The 19,324-nt window shown below is 64.7% G+C and carries 14 protein-coding genes; 7 read left to right on the forward strand and 7 right to left on the reverse strand.

Annotation, left to right across the window (positions count from 1 at the left end; genetic code table 11):
* Positions 1–8: 8 nt before the first annotated feature.
* Together F0Q34_RS11925 and F0Q34_RS11930 are read left to right on the forward strand one after the other, a co-directional pair.
* A complete protein-coding gene (locus tag F0Q34_RS11925; RefSeq protein ID WP_149812451.1) occupies positions 9–1,709 on the forward strand; it encodes an aspartate:alanine exchanger family transporter in 1,701 nt (566 codons plus the stop codon).
* 33 nt (positions 1,710–1,742) lie between these two features.
* Entirely contained in the window at positions 1,743–3,434 is a 1,692-nt protein-coding gene (locus F0Q34_RS11930; protein ID WP_149812452.1) for an aspartate-alanine antiporter-like transporter, read from the forward strand.
* Positions 3,435–3,549: 115 nt separating this feature from the next.
* Here F0Q34_RS11930 and cysC read toward each other — a convergent pair whose 3' ends face one another.
* The 6 genes from cysC to aspT form a co-directional block, all read right to left on the reverse strand.
* Positions 3,550–5,418 (reverse strand): adenylyl-sulfate kinase, encoded by a 1,869-nt coding sequence (gene cysC, locus F0Q34_RS11935; protein WP_149812453.1) that lies wholly within the window; start codon positions 5,416–5,418, stop codon positions 3,550–3,552.
* Entirely contained in the window at positions 5,418–6,371 is a 954-nt protein-coding gene (gene cysD, locus F0Q34_RS11940; RefSeq protein WP_149812454.1) for a sulfate adenylyltransferase subunit CysD, read from the reverse strand. Before cysD ends, cysC begins: the two co-directional genes overlap by 1 nt.
* A 201-nt stretch (positions 6,372–6,572) precedes the next feature.
* Positions 6,573–7,766: a sulfotransferase family protein gene (locus F0Q34_RS11945; RefSeq protein ID WP_149812455.1), complete on the reverse strand. Its 1,194-nt coding sequence runs from the start codon at positions 7,764–7,766 to the stop codon at positions 6,573–6,575.
* A 53-nt stretch (positions 7,767–7,819) separates the two neighbouring features.
* Positions 7,820–8,737 carry a DUF2950 family protein gene (locus tag F0Q34_RS11950; protein ID WP_241665456.1) on the reverse strand — a complete coding sequence of 306 codons (918 nt, stop codon included), beginning with the start codon at positions 8,735–8,737 and terminating at the stop codon, positions 7,820–7,822.
* Between the two features lie 80 nt (positions 8,738–8,817).
* Positions 8,818–10,410 (reverse strand): DUF3300 domain-containing protein, encoded by a 1,593-nt coding sequence (locus tag F0Q34_RS11955; RefSeq protein ID WP_149812456.1) that lies wholly within the window; start codon positions 10,408–10,410, stop codon positions 8,818–8,820.
* Positions 10,411–10,680: 270 nt separating this feature from the next.
* Positions 10,681–12,372: an aspartate-alanine antiporter gene (gene aspT, locus F0Q34_RS11960; protein ID WP_149812457.1), complete on the reverse strand. Its 1,692-nt coding sequence runs from the start codon at positions 12,370–12,372 to the stop codon at positions 10,681–10,683.
* A gap of 490 nt (positions 12,373–12,862) precedes the next feature.
* Between aspT and F0Q34_RS11965 the strand changes: the two genes are divergently transcribed.
* The 5 genes from F0Q34_RS11965 to F0Q34_RS11985 all read left to right on the forward strand — a co-directional run bounded on the left by F0Q34_RS11965 (position 12,863) and on the right by F0Q34_RS11985 (position 18,420).
* On the forward strand, positions 12,863–13,336 hold the full coding sequence (locus F0Q34_RS11965; RefSeq protein WP_161600848.1) for an RT0821/Lpp0805 family surface protein: 474 nt from the start codon (positions 12,863–12,865) through the stop codon (positions 13,334–13,336).
* Between the two features lie 428 nt (positions 13,337–13,764).
* Positions 13,765–14,895, forward strand: coding sequence for an OmpA family protein (locus tag F0Q34_RS11970; protein WP_149812459.1), 1,131 nt, complete (start codon positions 13,765–13,767; stop codon positions 14,893–14,895).
* A 148-nt stretch (positions 14,896–15,043) separates the two neighbouring features.
* Positions 15,044–15,418, forward strand: coding sequence for an SUMF1/EgtB/PvdO family nonheme iron enzyme (locus F0Q34_RS11975; protein ID WP_149812460.1), 375 nt, complete (start codon positions 15,044–15,046; stop codon positions 15,416–15,418).
* Positions 15,419–16,453: 1,035 nt separating this feature from the next.
* Positions 16,454–17,437, forward strand: a complete 984-nt coding sequence (locus F0Q34_RS11980) for a helix-turn-helix domain-containing protein (RefSeq protein WP_161600849.1) — start codon at positions 16,454–16,456, stop codon at positions 17,435–17,437.
* The gene (locus F0Q34_RS11985; protein ID WP_149812462.1) at positions 17,437–18,420 is read left to right on the forward strand and encodes a Bug family tripartite tricarboxylate transporter substrate binding protein; all 984 of its coding nucleotides are present in this window, start codon (positions 17,437–17,439) and stop codon (positions 18,418–18,420) included. Before F0Q34_RS11980 ends, F0Q34_RS11985 begins: the two co-directional genes overlap by 1 nt.
* 47 nt (positions 18,421–18,467) lie before the next feature.
* Here F0Q34_RS11985 and F0Q34_RS11990 read toward each other — a convergent pair whose 3' ends face one another.
* On the reverse strand, positions 18,468–18,752 hold the full coding sequence (locus F0Q34_RS11990) for a hypothetical protein (protein ID WP_149812463.1): 285 nt from the start codon (positions 18,750–18,752) through the stop codon (positions 18,468–18,470).
* Positions 18,753–19,324 lie beyond the last annotated feature (572 nt).

The raw sequence follows: 19,324 nt of genomic DNA on the forward strand, positions 1-19,324 counted from the left end.
TCGACACCATGCAAGGCTTCTTCGACTTCCTCGCCGCCAATCCATATATCCTGCTGTTCCTGACCGTCGGGCTTTCGGTTTGGATCGGCCGGCAGACCATCGCCGGCTACGGGCTCGGCATGGTGGCCGCGGCTATCGTCGTCGGCTGTGGCCTTTCGGTCTGGGCCTCGGCCTACGGCGCGAAACTGGAGTTGAACAACTTCACCAGGCTGCTGTTCTACTACCTCTTCATGTATGGGGTCGGGCTCCGCGTGGGTCCATCCTTCGTCAACAGCCTCGGCGGCGACGGGCTGAAGTTCACCTTCCTTGCTTTTGTGAGTTGCGCCGTCGGGCTGGTCCTGGTGGTCCTTGGCGCCAAACTGCTCGACCTGCCGGTCGGCGCCGCCGGTGGCATGCTGGCCGGCTCGCAAACCATGTCGGCGGCGATCGGCTCCGCCGAGCAGGCCGTGCTGTCCGGCGCCCTCGCGCTGCCGCCGGGCACCACGCCGGAACAGGTCAGCGCGATGATCGCCCTTTCCTACGGTATCACCTATATCTGGGGAACAGTTGGCATCATCCTCATCACCAAGTACCTGCCCAAGTGGTGGGGCGTCGACGCCCGTATGGCGGCACGCGAATACGAGGCGAAGCATGGCGTGGCCACCGGCGATGTGCCTGCCTTATCAGGCTGGACGGCTGGCGGACTGCGCGCCTACCGGCTGGAGAACGAGGCCTGGGTTGGTCGCACGGTGCGTGAGATGCTGAAGGAGAACCCCGAGTACCGCGTGGTGAACATAGTGCGGGACAAGGTCGCCCTCGGCCCGGAGGAGGATCTGCAACTTCTCCGCGGCGACGTGATCGCCCTGGGTGGGCGCCGGGAAACAATGACCGAGAAAATGGGGCTGATAGGCCCGGAGGTTTCGGACCGCACGGCGCTGGACCTGCCTCTGGACCGTGCCGAGATCCTCGTCACCAATAAAGAGGTCCTCCAGAAGACGAGGGAGGAATGGCGCGCCCTGCCTGGCGTGGACCAGATCCAGGTCGTGAGCCTGGAGCGCGCAGGTGTCCCGGTTCCGATCGGCAACAACACCAAGCTTCAGCGCATGGACCTGGTGACAGTGGTCGGCGTGAAGAACGCGGTCGGCGCGGTCGGTGCGGCGTTCGGGCGCGTGGTACGCCCGTCGACGGCAACGGACCTGCTGACCTTGTCAATTGGCATGATCCTCGGCTTCCTCATCGGGCAGATCGACTTCCCTGCTTTCGGCTCCAGGGTTGGCCTTGGCAATGCCGGAGGGTTGCTGGTCTCGGGCGTGATCGTCTCCTCTCTGGCCTCGCGCCTGCGCTTCTTCGGGAATACGCCGGCGGCGGCGCGGAACGTGCTCGAGGATCTCGGGCTGATCGTCTTCGTTGCCATTGTAGGCATCAACGCCGGCAATTCACTGCTCGCGCAGCTTACGGGGGCTCTGGCGTTGAAGATCTTTCTCGTCGGCTTCATTGCCTGCACCGTGCCTCCCATCGTGGTCTGGGCCATCGGCTACCACGTTTTCCGGATGAACGCGGCGGTGCTGATGGGCGGCGTGGCGGGAGCCCGCAGCCACAGCGGTCCTTGCCGCGAGGCCGCGGTGGAGATCCAGTCCAACGTGCCCTGGATCGGCTTTCCGGTGGCCTATGCGGTCTCCGGTGTGTTGCTGACCGTACTCGGCTACTTCGCCATGATCCTGGCGCAGTAGCGAGGGGAAACACGGCCAGTTAGGGGGACTGCGGTGACATGGTTCGAAGCCTTCCTGGTCAGGTATCCCGAGCTGGCGCTGTTCCTGGTGATCAGCCTCGGTGCCTGGTTCGGCGGTATCAGGCTCGGCAGATTCAGCATCGGCCCGGTGACCGGGTCGTTGTTCGCCGGGATCCTGGTGGGGCAGTTCGCGCATGTCCCCGTACCCGACATGACGAAGTCCTTCCTTTTCCTGCTTTTCCTCTTCGGTATCGGCTACTCGGTGGGGCCGCAATTCATGCAGGCCCTGCGGCGGCAGGGCGCGAAGCCCATGCTGCTGGCGGTGATCTGCTGCGCGACCGGGCTCGCCGCGGCGACCATGGTGGCGAAGCTCATGGGCCTCGATGTCGGCTTCGCGGCGGGTCTTGTTTCTGGCGCCTTGACCCAGAGTCCCGCCATCGGCACCGCTACGGAAGCCATCGGCCTGCTGCCACTTCCTGAAGCCGAGCGCGCCAGGCTGATCGCTCATGTCGCTGTTGCGCATGCGGTCTGTTATGTCTTTGGCTCCGTTGGCGTCATCATGTTCTGCAGCGTTGTGGGCCCGCAGATTCTCGGAATCGACCTGAAGACAGAGGCGCGGAAGCTGGAGCAGGAGCTTGGAATGAAGCGGGCGGCACCCGGCGTGTTCTCGGCCTGGCGCCGCTTCGAGGTCCGCGCCTATCGTCTTTCGGCGGATTCAGCCCTTGCCGGCCTCTCGGTGGCAACCGCCGAGGCACATGCATCGCAGCATCGTTTCTTCATCCTGCGGGTCCGTCACGATAAGCAATTGCACGAAGCTACTCCAGATCTCGTTCTGCATGCCGGCGATGTTGTCGCATTGTCCGGCCGCCGGGAGGAGTTGATCGGGATGCTCGGCGAGAAGGCGGAGGAAGTTGAGGACCCAGTATTGCTGGACATCCCGCTTTCTGTTGCGAGGGTTCTCCTGACCAGCCACGATCTGGTTGGTCGGCCCCTCGGGGAACTGGCGTTCCAGGAATCAGCGCGTGGTCTTTACCTCCGGTCGGTGATGCGCGGCGGGGAGGCGGTCCCGCTGGCTCCCGGGCTCACGCTTGAGAATGGGGACATTCTGCATCTTGTGGGACCGGAACCGGTCGTCGCAGGTGCCGCCCGCCGGATGGGCCGGATTATTGCGTCGGCCACTGCCACTGACTTCGTCACGCTTGGCCTGGCGATCTTCCTGGGCGGATTGGCCGGGGCTCTGGTCACCTTCTCCATTGAAGGCATGCAAGTCTCCCTGGGTACCAGCGTGGGGACTTTGCTGGCAGGTCTGCTGGTTGGCTATTTGCGCACCCGCCTTCCGTTACTTGGTCCTATCCCGGATGGTGCCGTTGCCTTGATGACTTCGCTCGGCCTCGCGGCCTTTGTGGGCATGACTGGATTGCAGGCAGGCCCGGTATTCCTGTCGGCCGTGGCGGAAGCCGGAGTTGGCCTGCTACTCGGCGGTGCGGTGGTTACGATGGCGCCGATGGTGGTGGGCCTCTACTCCGGTCGGAACCTGCTGCGGATGAACCCGCTTCTCCTGCTTGGCGCCCTTGCTGGCGCCCAAACGACAACCGCAGCCATGGCGGCTGTACAGGAGCAGTCGGAGAGCCCGGTTGCTGTCCTCGGCTACACAGCGGCGGTACCGATCGGCCAGATCCTTCTGACGACCTGGGGCACGGTTATCGTCGGCCTGGTTTCTTCTTGAGAGAGGGCCAGCGAGACAAATGCAAGCCTGTGCGTCCGGCTTCCGGGAACTAATCCCCTGTCAGAAGACCGAGGTCATCGCCAAATCGCTGGGCACTTGGCTTTCCATCCGCGATTCAGAAATCGATCCCTGCCGCTCGTAGATGTGCCAGCACTTCGGCGACCGAGTCCTCTAGCGGTTGCCTATCCGTGCGCAGATGCAGATCCGGCGCCTCCGGCGCCTCATACGGACTTCCCATGCCAGTTAAATCCGGGATCAGCCCCCTTCGTGCCTTTGCGTAAAGCCCTTTTGGATCGCGCGCCATGCAGATCCCGATCGGCGCATCGACGAAAACCTCGCAGAACTCGTCGGGTTGAAAAAGGTCGCGCACCAGCTTCCGCTCTGCGCGGTAAGGCGAGATGAATGCACAAAGCACGATCAATCCGGCATCCAGCATCAGCCGCGCAACCTCCCCGGCGCGGCGGATGTTCTCCATCCGGTCTTCTGGCGTGAAGGCGAGGTCACGACAAAGCCCGTGGCGGAGATTGTCGCCATCAAGACAGTAGGTGTGCCGACCCGCGGCATGCAGCGCCTGCTCCACTTGCTTGGCAATGGTGGATTTGCCCGAGCCAGAAAGGCCGGTGAACCAGACAGCCAGCGGTTTCTGCCCCACAAGCGCGGCACGGGCCCGCCGGTCCACAGGGGATGCCTCGGGATGGATGTTCCTGGCTTGGTTCAGAGAGCGCTCCATCAATCCCGCGCCAACGGTTCTCCTAGTCAGCTGGTCAACCAGTATGAAGGCGCCGGTAGCCTGATTTGCCTGGTAGGGATCGACGGGGACGCGCCGCGCTGCCGCGAAGTGGCAGAGCCCGACCTCGTTCATCTCCAGCCTTTGCACTGGCCGTATGCCTCCTGTCATCACCTCCCGTGCATAGTGGACAGAGGTAATGGAGGCGGAGGTCCAAAGATGGCCGATGCGGAGAGCGTAGCCGCGACCTGGTAGCATTGGCTCTTCGTCAAGCCAGATCAGCTGGGCAGCAAATTCATCCGCCATGGCTGGGCGTAATGAAGGTTCCACCAGAAGGTCGCCCCGGGCGATGTCGACGGCTTCATTCAGCACTAGCGTGACCGCCTGCCCCGCCTCTGCCTGGGGCAGATCCCCGTCCATAGTGACGATGCGCGCGACGCAGGCTACACGACCCGATGAAGCAACCGCGAGGGAGTCGCTCACCTTGACGCGGCCCGAACCCACGGTCCCGGCGAAGCCACGGAAGCCTTCATCTGACCTGATGACCCACTGGACTGGAAAGCGAAAGGGCAGCAGGGAAGCATCATCTGAGATCTCGATCGCCTCCAGCAATCCGAGCAGGCAAGGCCCATCATACCATGGCATGACGCCCGAGGGCCGAACCAGATTCTCCCCAGAACGCGCGGAAAGCGGGATGGCGGTGGCTGAGCTGAAGCCCAACGAGCCAGCAAGAGCATACCAAGCGGTGGAAATCTGGATGAAGGCCGCCTCGTCATATCCGACGAGGTCCATCTTGTTGACAGCCAGCACCACCTCGCGGATGCCCAGCAAGGCGCAGATCATTGCATGCCGTCGCGTCTGCTCCAGCAAACCCCGACTCGCATCAACCAGAATGATGGCAAGCGAGCAGTAAGTGGCGCCGGTTGCCATGTTGCGGGTATATTGCGCGTGGCCGGGTGTATCGGCGACGATGAAGGCTCGCTTCGGGGTCCGGAAATAACGCCAGGCAACGTCGATAGTGATGCCCTGTTGCTGTTCAGCTTCCAATCCATCAAGAAGAAGCGCGTAGTTCAGATCATTGCCTGTTGTTCCGTGTAGACGGCTTTCGCGGGCCAACCTCGCCAGCTGGTCGTCCGGCACGCTCCCCGTCTCGAACAGCAACCGGCCAATCAGGGTCGATTTTCCATCATCGACCGAGCCGCACGCGAGAAAGCGCAACAACTCGCGCGAATGAACGAGCGCCAGACTGTCCGGCATCAGAAATATCCTTCGCGCTTCTTGCTCTCCATAGAGGCCTCCCCCTCGCCGTCGATTACCCGCCCTGCCCGTTCGGTCCATCGGGTTGCGCGCATCTCGGCGATGATGTCCTGCACTGTCGTCGCAGTGCTCTCAATCGCGCCGGTCAGTGGCCAACATCCGAGGCTGCGGAAGCGGACGCTGCGCGTTTCCGGCTGCTCATCTGGCAGCAGAGGCATGCGGTCATCATCGCGCATGATCCAGATGCCGCTGCGGCGGATAACCGGTCGCTCTCGCGCAAGATAAAGCGGTACCACCGGGATGTCCTCGGACAACACGTAATCCCAGATATCCGCCTCGGTCCAGTTGGAAAGCGGAAAAACCCGGAGACTTTCGCCGGGTCCCAGGCGCGTGTTCCACAAGCCCCAGAGTTCCGGCCGCTGGTCGCGCGGATTCCAACTATGGCCCGAACCACGTAGACTGAAGACGCGCTCCTTCGCACGGCTCCTCTCCTCGTCACGACGCGCACCGCCGATGGCGGCGTCGAAGCCGTGCAGGTCCAGTGCCTGGCGCAGTGCTTCCGTCTTCATCACCTGGGTGTGCACCGCAGCGCCCGAGGTAAACGGGTTGATGCCGCGGCGCCGCCCCTCCACATTAACGTGAACGAGCAATTCCAGCCCGAGTTCCGCGACGATGCGGTCGCGATGAGCGATCATCTCGCGGAATTTCCAGCCGGTATCAATATGCAGCAGCGGGAAAGGCATCCGGCCAGGGAAGAAGGCCTTCCTGGCCAGATGGAGCAGCACGGAAGAGTCTTTTCCGATGCTGTAGAGCAGCACCGGGCGGCGGCAAGCCGCTGCGGCCTCGCGCAGAATGCCGATCGCCTCTCCCTCCAGCCGCGAAAAGCGGGATGAAGGCCGCGCCTCAACCTGTTCCGGCGGGGTCCATGTGACGGGCGGGCGCACCAGCGGCATCAGGCCCTGTCCTGCTGGCAGGGCACCAACCGGCATTCCCGCGGATGCCAGGCGATCTGGCCTGGAAGGTTCATCAGTGCCTCCCTCATGTGTTTCGACGGGATGTCACGGATCGCGGCCAGCAACAGCGGAGAAGCGCAGGGTCGTGGATGCACGCCCGCGAATTCCGGGATCCGGTGCCGGGTCAGGTCCACGCGCTGCCTAGACGTTGAACCGGGCAGCATAGGCGGCAAAGCGCGGGCGCATGGCGTCGGCATCAATGCCGTAGTCGGCGAGCGCATGCTTCACGCCCCCATATCCCCCATGAGGCAGTCTGGCGATGCGGCGCTCCATTCGCTGCCTTACGTCGGGCAGGAGGGGCAGGTTGAAACGCTCATAGATTGAGGCGATCGTGGCCATTGGCGCGGCGGTGAGTTCGCGGAAGCGAAGATGCGCCACCCGGTCTTCGGGAAACAGGCGCCCGGCATCCGCACACAGGATCGCCTCGGCCCCGGCCAGCCAGGATTCGGCCACCTGCTGGCCAATGGCTTGCCTGTTCGCGCCCGTGGTGAAGGGGCGGCGCAGAATGGCGGTCAGCCCGGCGACCGAGGCCAGCACCTCCAGCGGGTCACGGTGGAGGAAGATGATCCGCGCATCGGGGTATGCCTCAGCCAATGCACCGAGCGTAAAGACATGGTCGGGGCATTTCAGCACGAAGCGGCGCGGTCTCCCATCCGTGTGCTGCAAGTGCTGCAGGAAGACGCGGTGGAAGCGGTAGGCCGGGGCATGATCGGCTGCGCGCAGCCAGGCGAGGTATCTCGGGATGTGGTGCGTTATCTGAAAGCGATAGCTTCGGAACACATGCGCGGTGATCTCGCTGCATTCCTGCGGAGATTCGGCGTCGATCGGATGAACGGCGCGGAAGCCGGGCGCCATGCGCTCGAATGCGGCCAGCAGGCGGCCCATGGCGGCGATGCGTTGTGATGGCGGATCGTCTGGCTTGCGCGGCAACGGAAAGACGGTCTCCCATGCTGCAGGGCAACGATTCTCCGGATCCTCCGCCAGCATCTTGTGCAGAAAGGTGGTGCCGCTGCGCGGCAGGCCAGTAATGAAGATGGGCTTGCTGATCGGTGTGCGGAGCACGGCTGGCTGGCTGGTTTCCCGCCGCTTCAGGGCCGCCAGGTTGCGCAGCAACCTCAGGGCGTCGTAGCGCGCGGCGAAGCAGCCGATGAAGTTCAGATCGGCTTCCTGGCGGTATTGTTCGAGCAACATACGGAACGGCGCCTCGCCGTCGAAAGCCGCGAGTGCCTCAGCCGCCTTGGCACGATGGAGCAGCGCGTCAGGCTGCAAAAAGCGGTCCGGTAACCCGAGATGGGTAACCGCGCGCTGGCCGAGTGCGGCGAGCATGCCATCCATTGCACATGTCCTCCAACTGTCGGCAGGACTGCCGCGCCTGCCTGTTCCCGACGCTATTGCCGCACCTCCTCCCAGCCTGGCTCGGGGTTGAAGGTTTGGATGCTGCGGGCGATGCGGTTGGTGGCGGGGCCCAGATTGCGCTGGTAGATCACGCCCGCGTGGCTGGTCATGAATGTCTGGATGCCGGAAACGCCGTATTCCGCCGGCGTCGCCAGGACGCCGAAGCCCCCGATCATCCGCCTGCCGACCACATAGTCCATCGCGCCTCCCCCGGCGGCAGGCCCCTGTGCCTCCAGGAGGCGGAAGATGTAGCCGTGGAAGGGCTGTGGCGCATCGCCCGAAGCGGGCGAGCCGCCATAGCCGCCGGCGCTCGCCGCCGCGGCCAATGGACCCAGCGGGCTTTCCGGCTGCCCCTCCTTTGAAGGCCAGTAGAGACCATCATGTGTCCCAGGCGTGGAGAAGATGCGTCGCGCATAGACGCTGAAGCCGCCCTGGCGCCCCACCGTGACTGCATATTCGGACTGCGCGGCGACGATGGCCCGGAGGACCTCGATGGTGTCGAGTTCATTGCGGCCGATGCGGCGGTCGATCAGTTCCTGAGCGCCCTGGCGCGCGTCGAACCGCCATGAGCCGGCTTGGCCGACACGCCGGATCATGGGAATCGGGAAGGGCCATCGGTCGTTCCCGATTTCGAGGGTGGCGCGGTTTGCGTCCGGATGCAGGATCTCCGCGCGTTCGGCATAGGCCGAGGCGAAGCGCTCCCGCGCCGCTCGATCGGCCGCCGGATCGCCGGAGCGGATCAGGCGGCGCGCCTCGCCGCCCAGAACCTGGATGAGGCGCCGCTCATCGTGACCACGTATGGCGTTTGCGAGGGCGGCGAAGCCTTCCTCCGGCGTCCGGAAGGCTCGGGGCGGAACAGGTCGTGGCGTCGCCTGAGGCGCTTCACGCCGGGCTGGATCCGGAGCCGGCAAGGGCCGCTCCTGCGCAAGGCTTGGCCCAGGCCAGAGGAGGACAGCCATGCCGACGCCCAGAATGATCCACCGCATCGTGCTCACCGCCCGCGTCCTCCGCCGCCCCGCCCGCCGACGCTTGCGGTCCGCCCGCCTCCACCCGCAGCGGGGCGCGCGCTTGGCGGTGACTGGCGGCTCGCTTGGCCACGCTGCGAGGCGGTCCGCACATCCCCGCCCTGGCCGATGCCCTGGAAGCTTTGTGCGCCGCGCGTGGCCCCGGTGCCCCGCCGGTCCTGCGCAGCCTGCCCGCTGACCGCCGGGCGCCCGCTCGGCGCATGCCGGAGGCTGTTGGCTCCGCCGCCAGCGGCGCGTTCGCCGCCCGCTCGGACAGCGCTGCCTTGGGCGGCGCCAGTCCGGGTGCCACTGCCCTGAGCACCACTGGCTCGCGTGGCCCCGCCTTGAGATCCACTGGCCCGGGTGCCGCCTGCGGCCGATGCGCGCTCCCCCGCGCCGGCCCGCACCGGCGGCGACGGTCCGGCGCGGGCTCCTTGCCCAGTGCCGGCGGTGTTCGAGCGCGAGGGGCTGGCACGTTGATTGAGCGCGGATCCACCGCGATCAGCCTGCTCGACACGTCCACGGAACTGGTCCCGGGCCGCCGCCGAGCCTGGACGGTCGCCCTGGAAGCGATTCCTCACCTCCTCGTTGCGGTAGGCGACGCCCTGCCGGTGCGCGGAATTGTGCTGCCACCGGTTGCCGACATCTCCTGTTGTGCGCGACCGGTCCACATTGCGGACCCGGCTTGAATTGATGTTGATGTCGCCACTGTTCCAGCCGCACCCTGCCCCGCCCCAGATCGATCCGACCAGGGCAACCCCCCCGGCGAAGGCCATGCCTGTCAGCAGCGCGTTGCCGACGCCCCAGCCGGCAGGTGGGGGATAATAGGGGGGCGGGTAGGATGGATAAGGCCAGGGACCGTAGACAACCGCCGGATTGTACGCGGGCACGTGGATCTGGTCTGGCTGTGCTGGCTCAATGGTGATGATCTGCGGCGGCGGTGCCACGGCGACACTCACCGGTGTCGCTTCGCCCACCAGGTCCACCTGTCGGGGGAGCGGCACGTTCTGCGACACCGTGATCGTCTGCTGCGAGCCACTTTCCAGCTTGCCGGCCTGCTGCGCCCGGTTCCGAAGCACCTGCACAGCGTTGAGCACGTCCGCCTGCTGCGCCAGGACCGCATCGCCGAGCTGCTGCGTCCACTCAAGCTGGTCGTTCATCATTTTCAGGACGTCGGGAAAGAGCACCAGCGATTTCACGCTGTCATCCCAGGGCTGTTGCTGCAAGGCCTGCGCCAGCGCCTCACCCTGCAGCTTGGCGTTGGCCTCGCGGCCGAGCCAGCGCTGCGCCTGCACGACTTCCAACGGATAGCTCGAGGCGATCAGCATCTCCGCCAGAAGAGAGTCGGGATAGAGCGCGATGGGCGCGAGCAGTTGCTCGAGCTGCGGCTGGGTCATCCGGCTGTCGGCCGGATGGGCCGCCGCCAGCGCAGGCGCCGCGGCGGGCGGCGGCGCATCCTGTGCCATTGCCGGCCGGACCGGTGGGCCGCCCATGGTACTGATGCCGAAGCACGTCGCAAGGCAGAGCGTCAAGCTCCGGTAACAGCCTGGAGAACCCGTCGCGCCGATAGGCAGGCTCATGGTTTCCTCCGCCAGGCTCCAGGCCCACACCTCGCTTGCTTCTGTAGCAGCTACGGCGCGCCGGCGCTCAGGCGAACGATGTCAGGATTTTGCACCGCCGCGATCTCGGCTGGCGGGGAAGTTCCAGGCCTGTGCAGATTGCCGCGGCCCATGGCTCGGCTGCTTCCGCATGGCGCGGCAGGACTGCCGCGGCGGAGATCCGCAGCGATTGGTGATCCCCTGCTCCATCCGGCGCCGCCATTGCTCCACAGCAGGTCACGGCCAGCGGGATCACGCGACGAGACCAACGATGACCGTTCCCCAGGTGGTCAGCAGGATGTGGCCCAGGGGAACGGCCGGGGTGAAGCCGAGCACAGCAACCGGGCTTCCCGACCGCTCCTGCACGGCTGCCATCGCTGCGGTGAAGGTTTGCGCCCCCGCAAGTGCCCCCAGCAGCAGGATGGGGTTCATCCGCAGGACGTAATGCCCGAAATACAGGCCGACGATCAGCGGCGCGAGCGTCACGGCGATGCCGCCCAGGAACAGGCCGATGCCCGCCTCACGCAGCGCGCCGAAGAAGATCGGGCCGGCATGCAGGCCCGTCAGTGCCACGAAGGCGGCGAGGCCGAGCGCTGTCATCAGCGATACGGCGCCATCCGGAATGCGCCCGAACAGCGGCATACGCGTGCGCAAATGCCCGACGACGAGCCCCGCTAGCAGGGTTCCGACACTGGTGCTGAGGGAAATGCGCATGTCACCGAGGTGAAACTGCACAAGAACGCCAGCCATCCCGCCCAGGAAGATTGCCAGTCCCAGCACCACGAAGTCGGTTGTTTCCGCCGGCAGCACGATCGGGCCGATGCGAGACGCCGCAGCCTTCACAGCGGTCTCCGGGCCAACAATGCGAACCAGATCCCCACGCTGCAATGCCGTGCCAGGCGCAATCGGGACTGATTCACCGCCGCGCCGGATGCCGCGCAGGTAAACCCCACGGGCCCAATTCTGTTCTGCTAGCTCGCCGAGCCTTTGGCCATCCAGTTCGCCTCGGGCGAGCATCGCCTCGATCATCGTGACGGGTATGTCGAGCAGATCGCGATCCTCAACCTCCTCGGCATGGGGGCCGATCATCTCGATCAGGACTTCGCGGCGGCCGGCGATCGCAAGCACGTCTCCAGCCTCCAGGCGGAGCTCGGGCTGCGCCTCCAGGATCTCGCCACCACGCCGGATGCGCTGGATAATGCTCCGGCTTTGTGCAATTAGCGCCTCCGCCTCGCGCAGGGTTCTGCCCAGGACCGGCGCCTGGGCCAGGAGGCGATAGGCGCGCAGCTCAAAGGGTCTCCAGGCAGAGGCAACCCCGGGGCGGTCGCGGACAATCCCGAGCGCCTGCTCCACCTTAAGCGCTTCAGCCTGCAGATCGACGCCTAACAGCCGGGGGCCGATCTGCGAGCAGAACCAGATCACGCCAACGGCACCAAAGAGATAACAGACTGCATCGGCCACCGCGATGTGCGCGACGAGCCGCGCACGCTCCGGCTCAGGCAGTGGAAGTGCATTGATCGCCTCAGTCGCTGTGCCCATCGCCGGGCTCTCGGTCAGCGCACCCGAAACCAGCCCCGCAGCGAAGCCGGCATCGAGGCCGAGCAGCCGTGACACTGCGAAGGCAACTGCCAGACCCGTCAAGCACATCACGACCGTGAGCGCCATCGGGCGCAGGCCGTCTCGCTTCAGCGCCTGCATGAACTGCGGACCGACGGAGTAGCCGATGCCGAAAAGGAAGAGAAGAAATAGAAAGGACTTGGTCGTGCCGGATACCGGAACATGCGCGAGTTGGCCTATAGCGATCCCGGCAAAGAGGGAGCCGGTCACTGGCCCGAACCGGAAGCCCCAGAAGGTGACTGCGCCGAACCAGTAGCCGGCGCCAATGGCGAGGAAGAGCGTGAACTCAGGATAGCGAACCAGGAACTCGCGGATCCAGTCGATCATTGCCGAGCCTTCACGGAAAACAGGTGAATGGGCATCGGCGCCGGGCAAGGCTGTACCCCGCGACCGCCATCCACATCCGGCAAGGTCGTGAAGCGGACGAGACGGAAGCACCGCAACCGAACATGCTCGCCATCCCGGTTCCAATTCAGGCGGCGCCGTTTCAGGAGAGTAGTGCGCGCTCCGCATCGGCAGGCATGGAAACACTATCGAAAACGCGCTTTTCGCTTGCTCCCCGTGAGGCAGCTTGAGGCGGCCGCAACAGTTTCGGTGTCTTCTCAACGTCAACCATGTGCGTCCTGGTTCCTGGTCGGCAAGGCGCTGGCCTTACTCCTCGTCATTCCGCGCCACGCAGTGCTGGGGCTGGAGGATTGGCTGCGGCGATGGGGTGGCAAATGCCGGGAAAGCGATACAACTTCTTACCCCACTCCGGCACGACCGCGCCTATCGTCTGTGGCCCGCCTCGCCGTCCGACACATGCATGATGGTTGGCATGGAAGAGTTGCGCAGGCCGGCGATCACGGATAGCCGCATCGTGGAGCACGGCGCCGGCTGTCCCGAGGCTTGTGGGCCAGTGGAGAAGGATGTCATGCTTTCAATCCGACGGATGCGCTGCGGCGTTTTAGCTCTGCTCTTCGGTCTGACAGCGGCAATGCCAGCCTTCGGACAGTGGCGCGACGTCCGTCCCTACGACAATCCGATGACGCAGACGGATATCGATTTGCAGCGGGAAAGTGCGCGGTCTCTGCTGGAGGCGGAGCCGGCGCCGATCGGTCGAAGCCGCGATTGGCAGAACCCGGAAACCGGTGCGCGCGGCAGGGTGACATTGCTCAGAACATCCCAAAGGCAAGGCGCTCCATGCCGCGCGTTGCGATATGTCGTTGTCACCCGAGCTTCGGCCAATCCGGTTGAGATGACCTTCACTCTGTGTCGGGTGGGGGATGATGACTGGAAGATCGTCGGCTAATCGCCCGGTTCAAGGCTGCCTCAGCCCGTTGCGGGAGCGGCAGGCTGAAGGTCTGATTTTGCGGGAAGCCCCCTCATCACAGCTTCTGCTGCCCCCGTCCGGCGACGACGGCAAAGCGGGTCCGCTTTGCACGCTTCTAGGGTTATCGGAACCGCGGACGATTTTCCTGCCGCCAGCTTGGCGCTGGCATCGGCCGGACCGCTGTCCAAACAGGCTCCCGCATCAGCGAGCGTCTGGAGGCGGAACCCTCCTGCGGAGAGGCCGAAAATTCGCCATGTAGATCTCCGACCCGCCTGTCCGGCGCCGCGCGGGAAGGCATAAGCGTTGTTTCTCGATAGCGTTCCATGTTTCGCCTCGCCGCTTCCGCGCCATACTGCCCGGTGAACAAGTCTCGCGCTGTACGCTGTCCCGAAGCAGAGGGAGCTCCCATGAAAATCAAGACCGCCATCTTGGCTGGCACATTCGCCTTCAGCTCCATCTCCCTGTCAGCAGAAGCCCAACCCCTGACAGGGCTGTATCTTGGCGGTGGCCTTGGCGCGAACTGGCAGCAGGAAAGTGACCTGAGCTCGCAGGATGGGCTCCGCACTGCACTGGGCGCAGCCGGTGTCGGCCAAAGCGGCACGGCGAGCTTTGATATTGGCTGGGCCGGCGTTCTCAGTCTCGGCTGGGGCTTCGGCAATGGTTTCCGGGCCGAAGTTGAAGGTAATTACCGCCGGAACAACCTGGATGGAATCTCCGGCTTCCCTGGCATCCAGGCGCCGCGCAGCCAGGGCGGCGATATCTCTAGCTACGGCGTGATGGCTAACGTTTTCTACGACTTCGACCTCGGCTGGAACTTTGGTGGCTTCGGCGTCGTGCCCTATCTTGGGGCGGGTGCCGGCTATGTCGTGCAGAACTGGGACAATGTAAACATCCGCGGGCCGAACGGGCAGATCAACATCGACGGCGACAATGGCAACTTCGCCTACCAGTTGATCGCCGGCGCCGCTTTTCCGATCACTCGGGTTCCCGGCCTGTCGCTCACCGCCGAGTACCGCTTCATGCAGGCGCTCTCAGACGATGTGGACGCCACCTTCCGTCCCGTGGCCGGCGGCACAATCACATCACGTGGGGCAGTTGAGGTCGAGAACGCCAATCACTCCATCCTCATCGGGTTGCGTTACGCCTTCAACCCACCCCGGCCGGCACCTGTTGTCGCCCAGGCGCAGGCACCCGCCGTCACGCGAGCTCCGGCCCGAACCTACTTAGTGTTCTTCGACTTCGACCGTGCCGATCTGACCGATCGAGCCCGGCAGATCATTGTTGACGCGGCGCAGGCATCGCGCACGGTGCAGACGACGCGGATCGAGGTCGCTGGTCACGCCGACCGCTCCGGGACACCGCAATACAATCAGCGTCTATCCATGCGCCGCGCTGAAGCAGTGGCGGCAGAGCTGGTGCGTCACGGCGTGTCGCAGAATGCGATCAATGTGCAGGCTTTCGGTGAAAGCCGCCCGTTGGTTCCAACGGCAGACGGTGTGCGTGAGCCGCAGAATCGTCGTGTAGAGATTGTGCTTTAGGCTCGAGGCTCCGGTAAGGGGGCTCCCTCAGTCAAGTCGCTAGCGACGCGTAAGGATCCGCGCGCACAGGCTGTGCCGTGGCTTCTCGATGTATCGAGCTTCTGGTCACTGCTTCTGATCTTCCTGCACGCGAGGCCATATCGGGAGAATGGCAGCATACCAAGAGGATCATCTGGATCCCGGAGGGAGGCTCCGAATGGGGTCAGACGAGCATTATCCCGAGAAAGCCCCAGCTCACAGCGTCAGTGTCAGCGTCAGCGTCAGCGTCAGCGTCAACGACTTCTGGATTGACCCTACCTCGGTCAGCAATGCCGACTCCCTACAATTCGTTCTGGCCCCAGGCTATGTGACCGTCATGGAGACAACGCCAAAGGCGGTTGCCTATCCAGGCGCCAAGCCTCCTTCATTCGCCAAGCAACACCACCCCAAGTGGAGCAGTGCCATACGGCCGCTGATCCTGTCGCGCCACCGTCAGGTTCCTCCAGTCGGCAGGCAGGTGGGCCGCGACCCATGGACGTCGTGACGTGATGGGCCGCGCAAGCTTGGCGAATGAATCACGCAGCGAGAGTGACGTTAGCGCCGCCAGGCGCTAGCGTTAGCCTAACCCCCTGCTGGGTGGAAATACCCTCCATAACAACGCCATTCTGATTCCTGAGCGTGGTAGCCGATGCGCCTCCAGCCACCGCGCCACCCGCCGAGGCAGCGACATAGTTGCCATTGAAATCCTCCAATCGGCGCAGATTGCGCACCCTGCCCGTAGCACTCAGGCGCGTAATGCCGACATCCACGACGGAGAGGCCGGTCAGCCTGAAGGGGTATTGGGCACCTCGCCAAGTGAGGACGCCATTACCCCACTGATAGCCAATGCCAGCCGCCACTGTTCCGCCCGTGAAGGTCACCGTACCTTCTGTAGGCTCTAGATCAGACGATGTCTGGACAGTTGCCTGCGAATTGGAGCAGCTCGTAAAGAGAAGAATGCCTAATGGAATTAGGCCCATTTCTCTGATGGCTCGGCGGCGTTCCATTTTTGCTTTCCTTGTGCGAGCGTTTCTGGTGGAGAGTTGGCGCAGCTCACGGCCCCGGACAGGCCACGCCCTAGTCAAGCGAAACGTGCTGCATTCGGCGATCTGGCTCGCTATCTAAATTCCACAAATAGGTCCATCAGCTCCGCTGCAGTATTCGGTACCTATTTCGGCATGCCGTGGCCTTCCGGACGGCCTGCTGGCAATAGGCTACGGCGCAGCAGCAATCGATCCCGATGGGGACTGGCACGCTGAGTTAACTTCGAGGCCGCGCTTGGTCTTGGGAAGGCAGCACTACCCCAAGACGCCCAAGATGGTGCTTCAGGCTGGAACGTGCCCACAGCCGTCGCTGCGGAAGCGCAACCTGACCTTCGGGAGCGGCCATTGCAACGCCCGGCACCGCACGCCTTCAGCCTGACCTATGGCATGCCGAATGCATTAGTGTGCCTTGCTGCCGGCCATGGGACCCTCCAACTATTTTCTTGCCGTAACGAAACTTGTTTCAGAAACTCTGAGCCATGCCCCGGAGCGACACCATGCCACACGAGGGCGTCGAACTATCCCGCTTCCGAGAGCCGGAGGAGCTCGTCAGGGCGATACCTGGCGTGGTTTTCCAGGCCACACCCCTGCGCGCCGATCCCTTCGACGTATCGCTCACGACCATCGGCCTGGGCGATATGAGCCTACAGACAGGGCGCGCCACGCCCCATCTGGCCTTCGCCAGAGCCGTTCCTGGAACAGGAGTCCTGCAGCTGCCGCTGGAGAACGCTGACACCCTGCTGCTCAATGGCCAGCCCGCTCGTCCGCGGACACTCGGCCTCTATGGCGGCGGCGCCGAGCTCATCAGGAGCAATCCAAGGGACAGCAGCCACGCGGTCCTGGTCCTGCCGATGGACAAGGCTGAGGTGCTCCTGTGCCCTGGCTCCGCGTCCCCCCTGCTCCACCCGGGAGCGCAGGCTTTGCTCGAGGCCAGCGCCCAGGCATGGGATCAGGCCGTCGGGATCGTGCGGAGCGCGGCAGCGACCGCGGCGCGGGCGCCGCGGACCTTCGACGCCGAGCCGCCGCGCGAGGCGCTGCGCGACGCGCTTCTGCAGGCGATGCGCGACCTCCTCACCGGGGCGCGAGACGCCGGACCTTCGGGCGACCGCTACAGGCCGCGCGCCTGGCGCCGTATCGTTGTGGGCGCCGACGAGTACTTGCGGGCCAACATGGCGCGCCCCGTCTACACCGAGGAGCTGTGCGCGGCACTCGGCACCTCCGCCAGCAGTCTCGCCGAAGCGTACCGCGCCACCTTCGGCCTCAGCCCGCACCGCTTCCTGAAGCTCCGGCGCCTCGTCATGGTGCGGAGCATGCTGCGGAGCCAGGAGGGGCCGGCGCCGCTGGTGAAGTCTGTGGCCCTGTCGCACGGGTTCTGGCACCTGAGTCAGTTCGCCATCGACTACCGGGCCCTGTATGGCGAGATGCCCTCGGAGACGCTCGCCCGCGCGCGCGGCACAGCCACACCGGGTGGCTTGGGCTGATGGACCCGGTCATCAGCGCGATCGTTCGCCGAGCGCTGCTCGCTTTGCCCGCCACCTCGCTCGGTCATGCCAGTGCGCAAGACTTCCCGGCCCGCTCGCTGACCTGGGTGGTGCCCTTCCCTCCCGGCAACATCGCCGATGCCGCCTCACGGGTGATCGCACGGCGCATGGGGCAGGCACTCGGCCGGTACGTCGAGGTGGAGAACCGACCGGGTGCAGGAGGGACGATAGGGACCGAGACTGTGGCTCGTGCGGCGGCAGACGGCCAAACCTTGCTCTATGGCGGCCTGGGTCCGATCGCGGCGGCGCCGCATTTCTTCCCTAACCTCCGCTTCGATCCGATGAGGGACCTCACCCCAGTGCACGGCATCGGCGCCTCGCCATGCGTGATCATCGTCGGCCGGCAGCGACCCTGGACCACCCTCGGCGAACTCGCTGCCGCGGCGCGTGCGCGATCGGATGGTCTGGTCTATGCCTCACCCGGGGTTGGAACCGTGCCCCACCTCGCGGCGGAGGTGTTCCAGGAGGTTGCCAATCTGCGGCTCCTGCACGTGCCCTATGTCAACACCACCCAAATGCTGAACGACGTGATGGACGGCCGGGTGGACGTGAGCTGGGACTTTCCGCTGACCGCAGCCCCGCAGATGCGCGACGGACGGCTGCGGGCCCTCGCCATAACCGACTTCGACCGGGTGCGCATCGCATCCGGGGTGCCGACCGTGGCGGAGTGCGGCTTCCGCGGAGCCGAGATGCGCGGCTGGGCGGGGGTCTTCGCCCCAGCCCGCACCCCTTCACCCATCGTTGCATCCTTGGCGGCGGCATTGCGGGAGACGCTACTCGACCCAATGGTGCAGGAACACTTCAACGGAACGGGCACGGTGCTCTGGCCTGACATGGGCACCAAGCCCTTCCGCGCATTCCTGGCCGAGGAGCTGCCCCGCGTCGCCTCGATCATCGCCCGCGCCAGGGCATCGCCACGCTAGGCCACTGACCTTCACCGCCTCACGGGATCAGCCTTGCGGCCGTCGACTTAGTGGCGGATCAGCGTCGTTGAGAACTCCTGCAGCAGAAGATCCTCAAGCCTGTCTGCCAAGCGACGTAGTTCCTCCTCGGCGCTTGCTGTGCTGACTTCCAGCAGCCGCATCATCATTGGCTCGGAACAGGACACTGACTCTCCATAATACTCGTCAGGCTGCAACAATCCGGCATGAACTGCCTGCTGGAAAAGGTCTTGCGAGGTGTCCTCTATCGCTTCAGACAGTTTCTCGTTGCACAGCAGGTGCGCGTAGGTCGGGATTAGGTCCGGATGTTTCATCCCGATGCAGCCGCGCCGAGACGAAGCAAGTGATTGAACGTTTGCAGCAATCTCAACTCAGTAATCATCCAGCCTAATTTGGGTGTTGACGTCGACGTGGGCTGTGCTTTGCAAGTGGACGGGACGATGCGCGACCTTTGTTGTCGTTTCCAATCGAAGTCTAGCAGCTCACCTTGCTGGCCCTTATACACCAAATACGCGAAATGAGCGCGACTCAAGCATCCGGGGACACTGAACGGCGAAGTCCGTGAGAGATGCCTGCGTCCGCTTCTCCGTCATGCATGCCGACAGCGGACAAGCAGCGCTCGGCCGGACCTCACCACAGGATGTGAGCTCTGGTAGCCACTGCCATACTCACTCGTACCGCTGGAGAGAGAAATCTGGACGCTAGGTGCTGAGCTGAATGAGTCCACGACCACGCACCTGCAGATGAGCAAGCTCTTCTTGAGCCCCTTGCTGACCTGGCGCCTTGCGGCACAACGCTCTGTGCCACGGGATGGCCCAACTCCCGCACCGCCGAAATGGCGGCAGGCAAACTTGGTCCTCGGTAGCTTCCCACACACCCCTGCCGC

It is taken from the genome of Teichococcus oryzae (assembly GCF_008386565.1).
GTDB lineage: Bacteria > Pseudomonadota > Alphaproteobacteria > Acetobacterales > Acetobacteraceae > Pseudoroseomonas > Pseudoroseomonas oryzae.

Bases quoted from the DNA above. Each gene is read 5' to 3' on its own strand.
- F0Q34_RS11955 (WP_149812456.1), bottom strand. From the start codon at position 10,410: ATGAGCCTGCCTATCGGCGCGACGGGTTCTCCAGGCTGTTACCGGAGC.
- F0Q34_RS11970 (WP_149812459.1), top strand. From the start codon at position 13,765: ATGAAAATCAAGACCGCCATCTTGGCTGGCACATTCGCCTTCAGCTCC.
- F0Q34_RS11965 (WP_161600848.1), top strand. From the start codon at position 12,863: ATGGAAGAGTTGCGCAGGCCGGCGATCACGGATAGCCGCATCGTGGAG.
- F0Q34_RS11985 (WP_149812462.1), top strand. From the start codon at position 17,437: ATGGACCCGGTCATCAGCGCGATCGTTCGCCGAGCGCTGCTCGCTTTG.
- cysC (WP_149812453.1), bottom strand. From the start codon at position 5,418: ATGCCGGACAGTCTGGCGCTCGTTCATTCGCGCGAGTTGTTGCGCTTT.
- F0Q34_RS11945 (WP_149812455.1), bottom strand. From the start codon at position 7,766: ATGGATGGCATGCTCGCCGCACTCGGCCAGCGCGCGGTTACCCATCTC.
- aspT (WP_149812457.1), bottom strand. From the start codon at position 12,372: ATGATCGACTGGATCCGCGAGTTCCTGGTTCGCTATCCTGAGTTCACG.
- F0Q34_RS11990 (WP_149812463.1), bottom strand. From the start codon at position 18,752: ATGAAACATCCGGACCTAATCCCGACCTACGCGCACCTGCTGTGCAAC.
- F0Q34_RS11980 (WP_161600849.1), top strand. From the start codon at position 16,454: ATGCCACACGAGGGCGTCGAACTATCCCGCTTCCGAGAGCCGGAGGAG.
- F0Q34_RS11975 (WP_149812460.1), top strand. From the start codon at position 15,044: ATGGCAGCATACCAAGAGGATCATCTGGATCCCGGAGGGAGGCTCCGA.
- F0Q34_RS11925 (WP_149812451.1), top strand. From the start codon at position 9: ATGCAAGGCTTCTTCGACTTCCTCGCCGCCAATCCATATATCCTGCTG.
- cysD (WP_149812454.1), bottom strand. From the start codon at position 6,371: ATGCCGCTGGTGCGCCCGCCCGTCACATGGACCCCGCCGGAACAGGTT.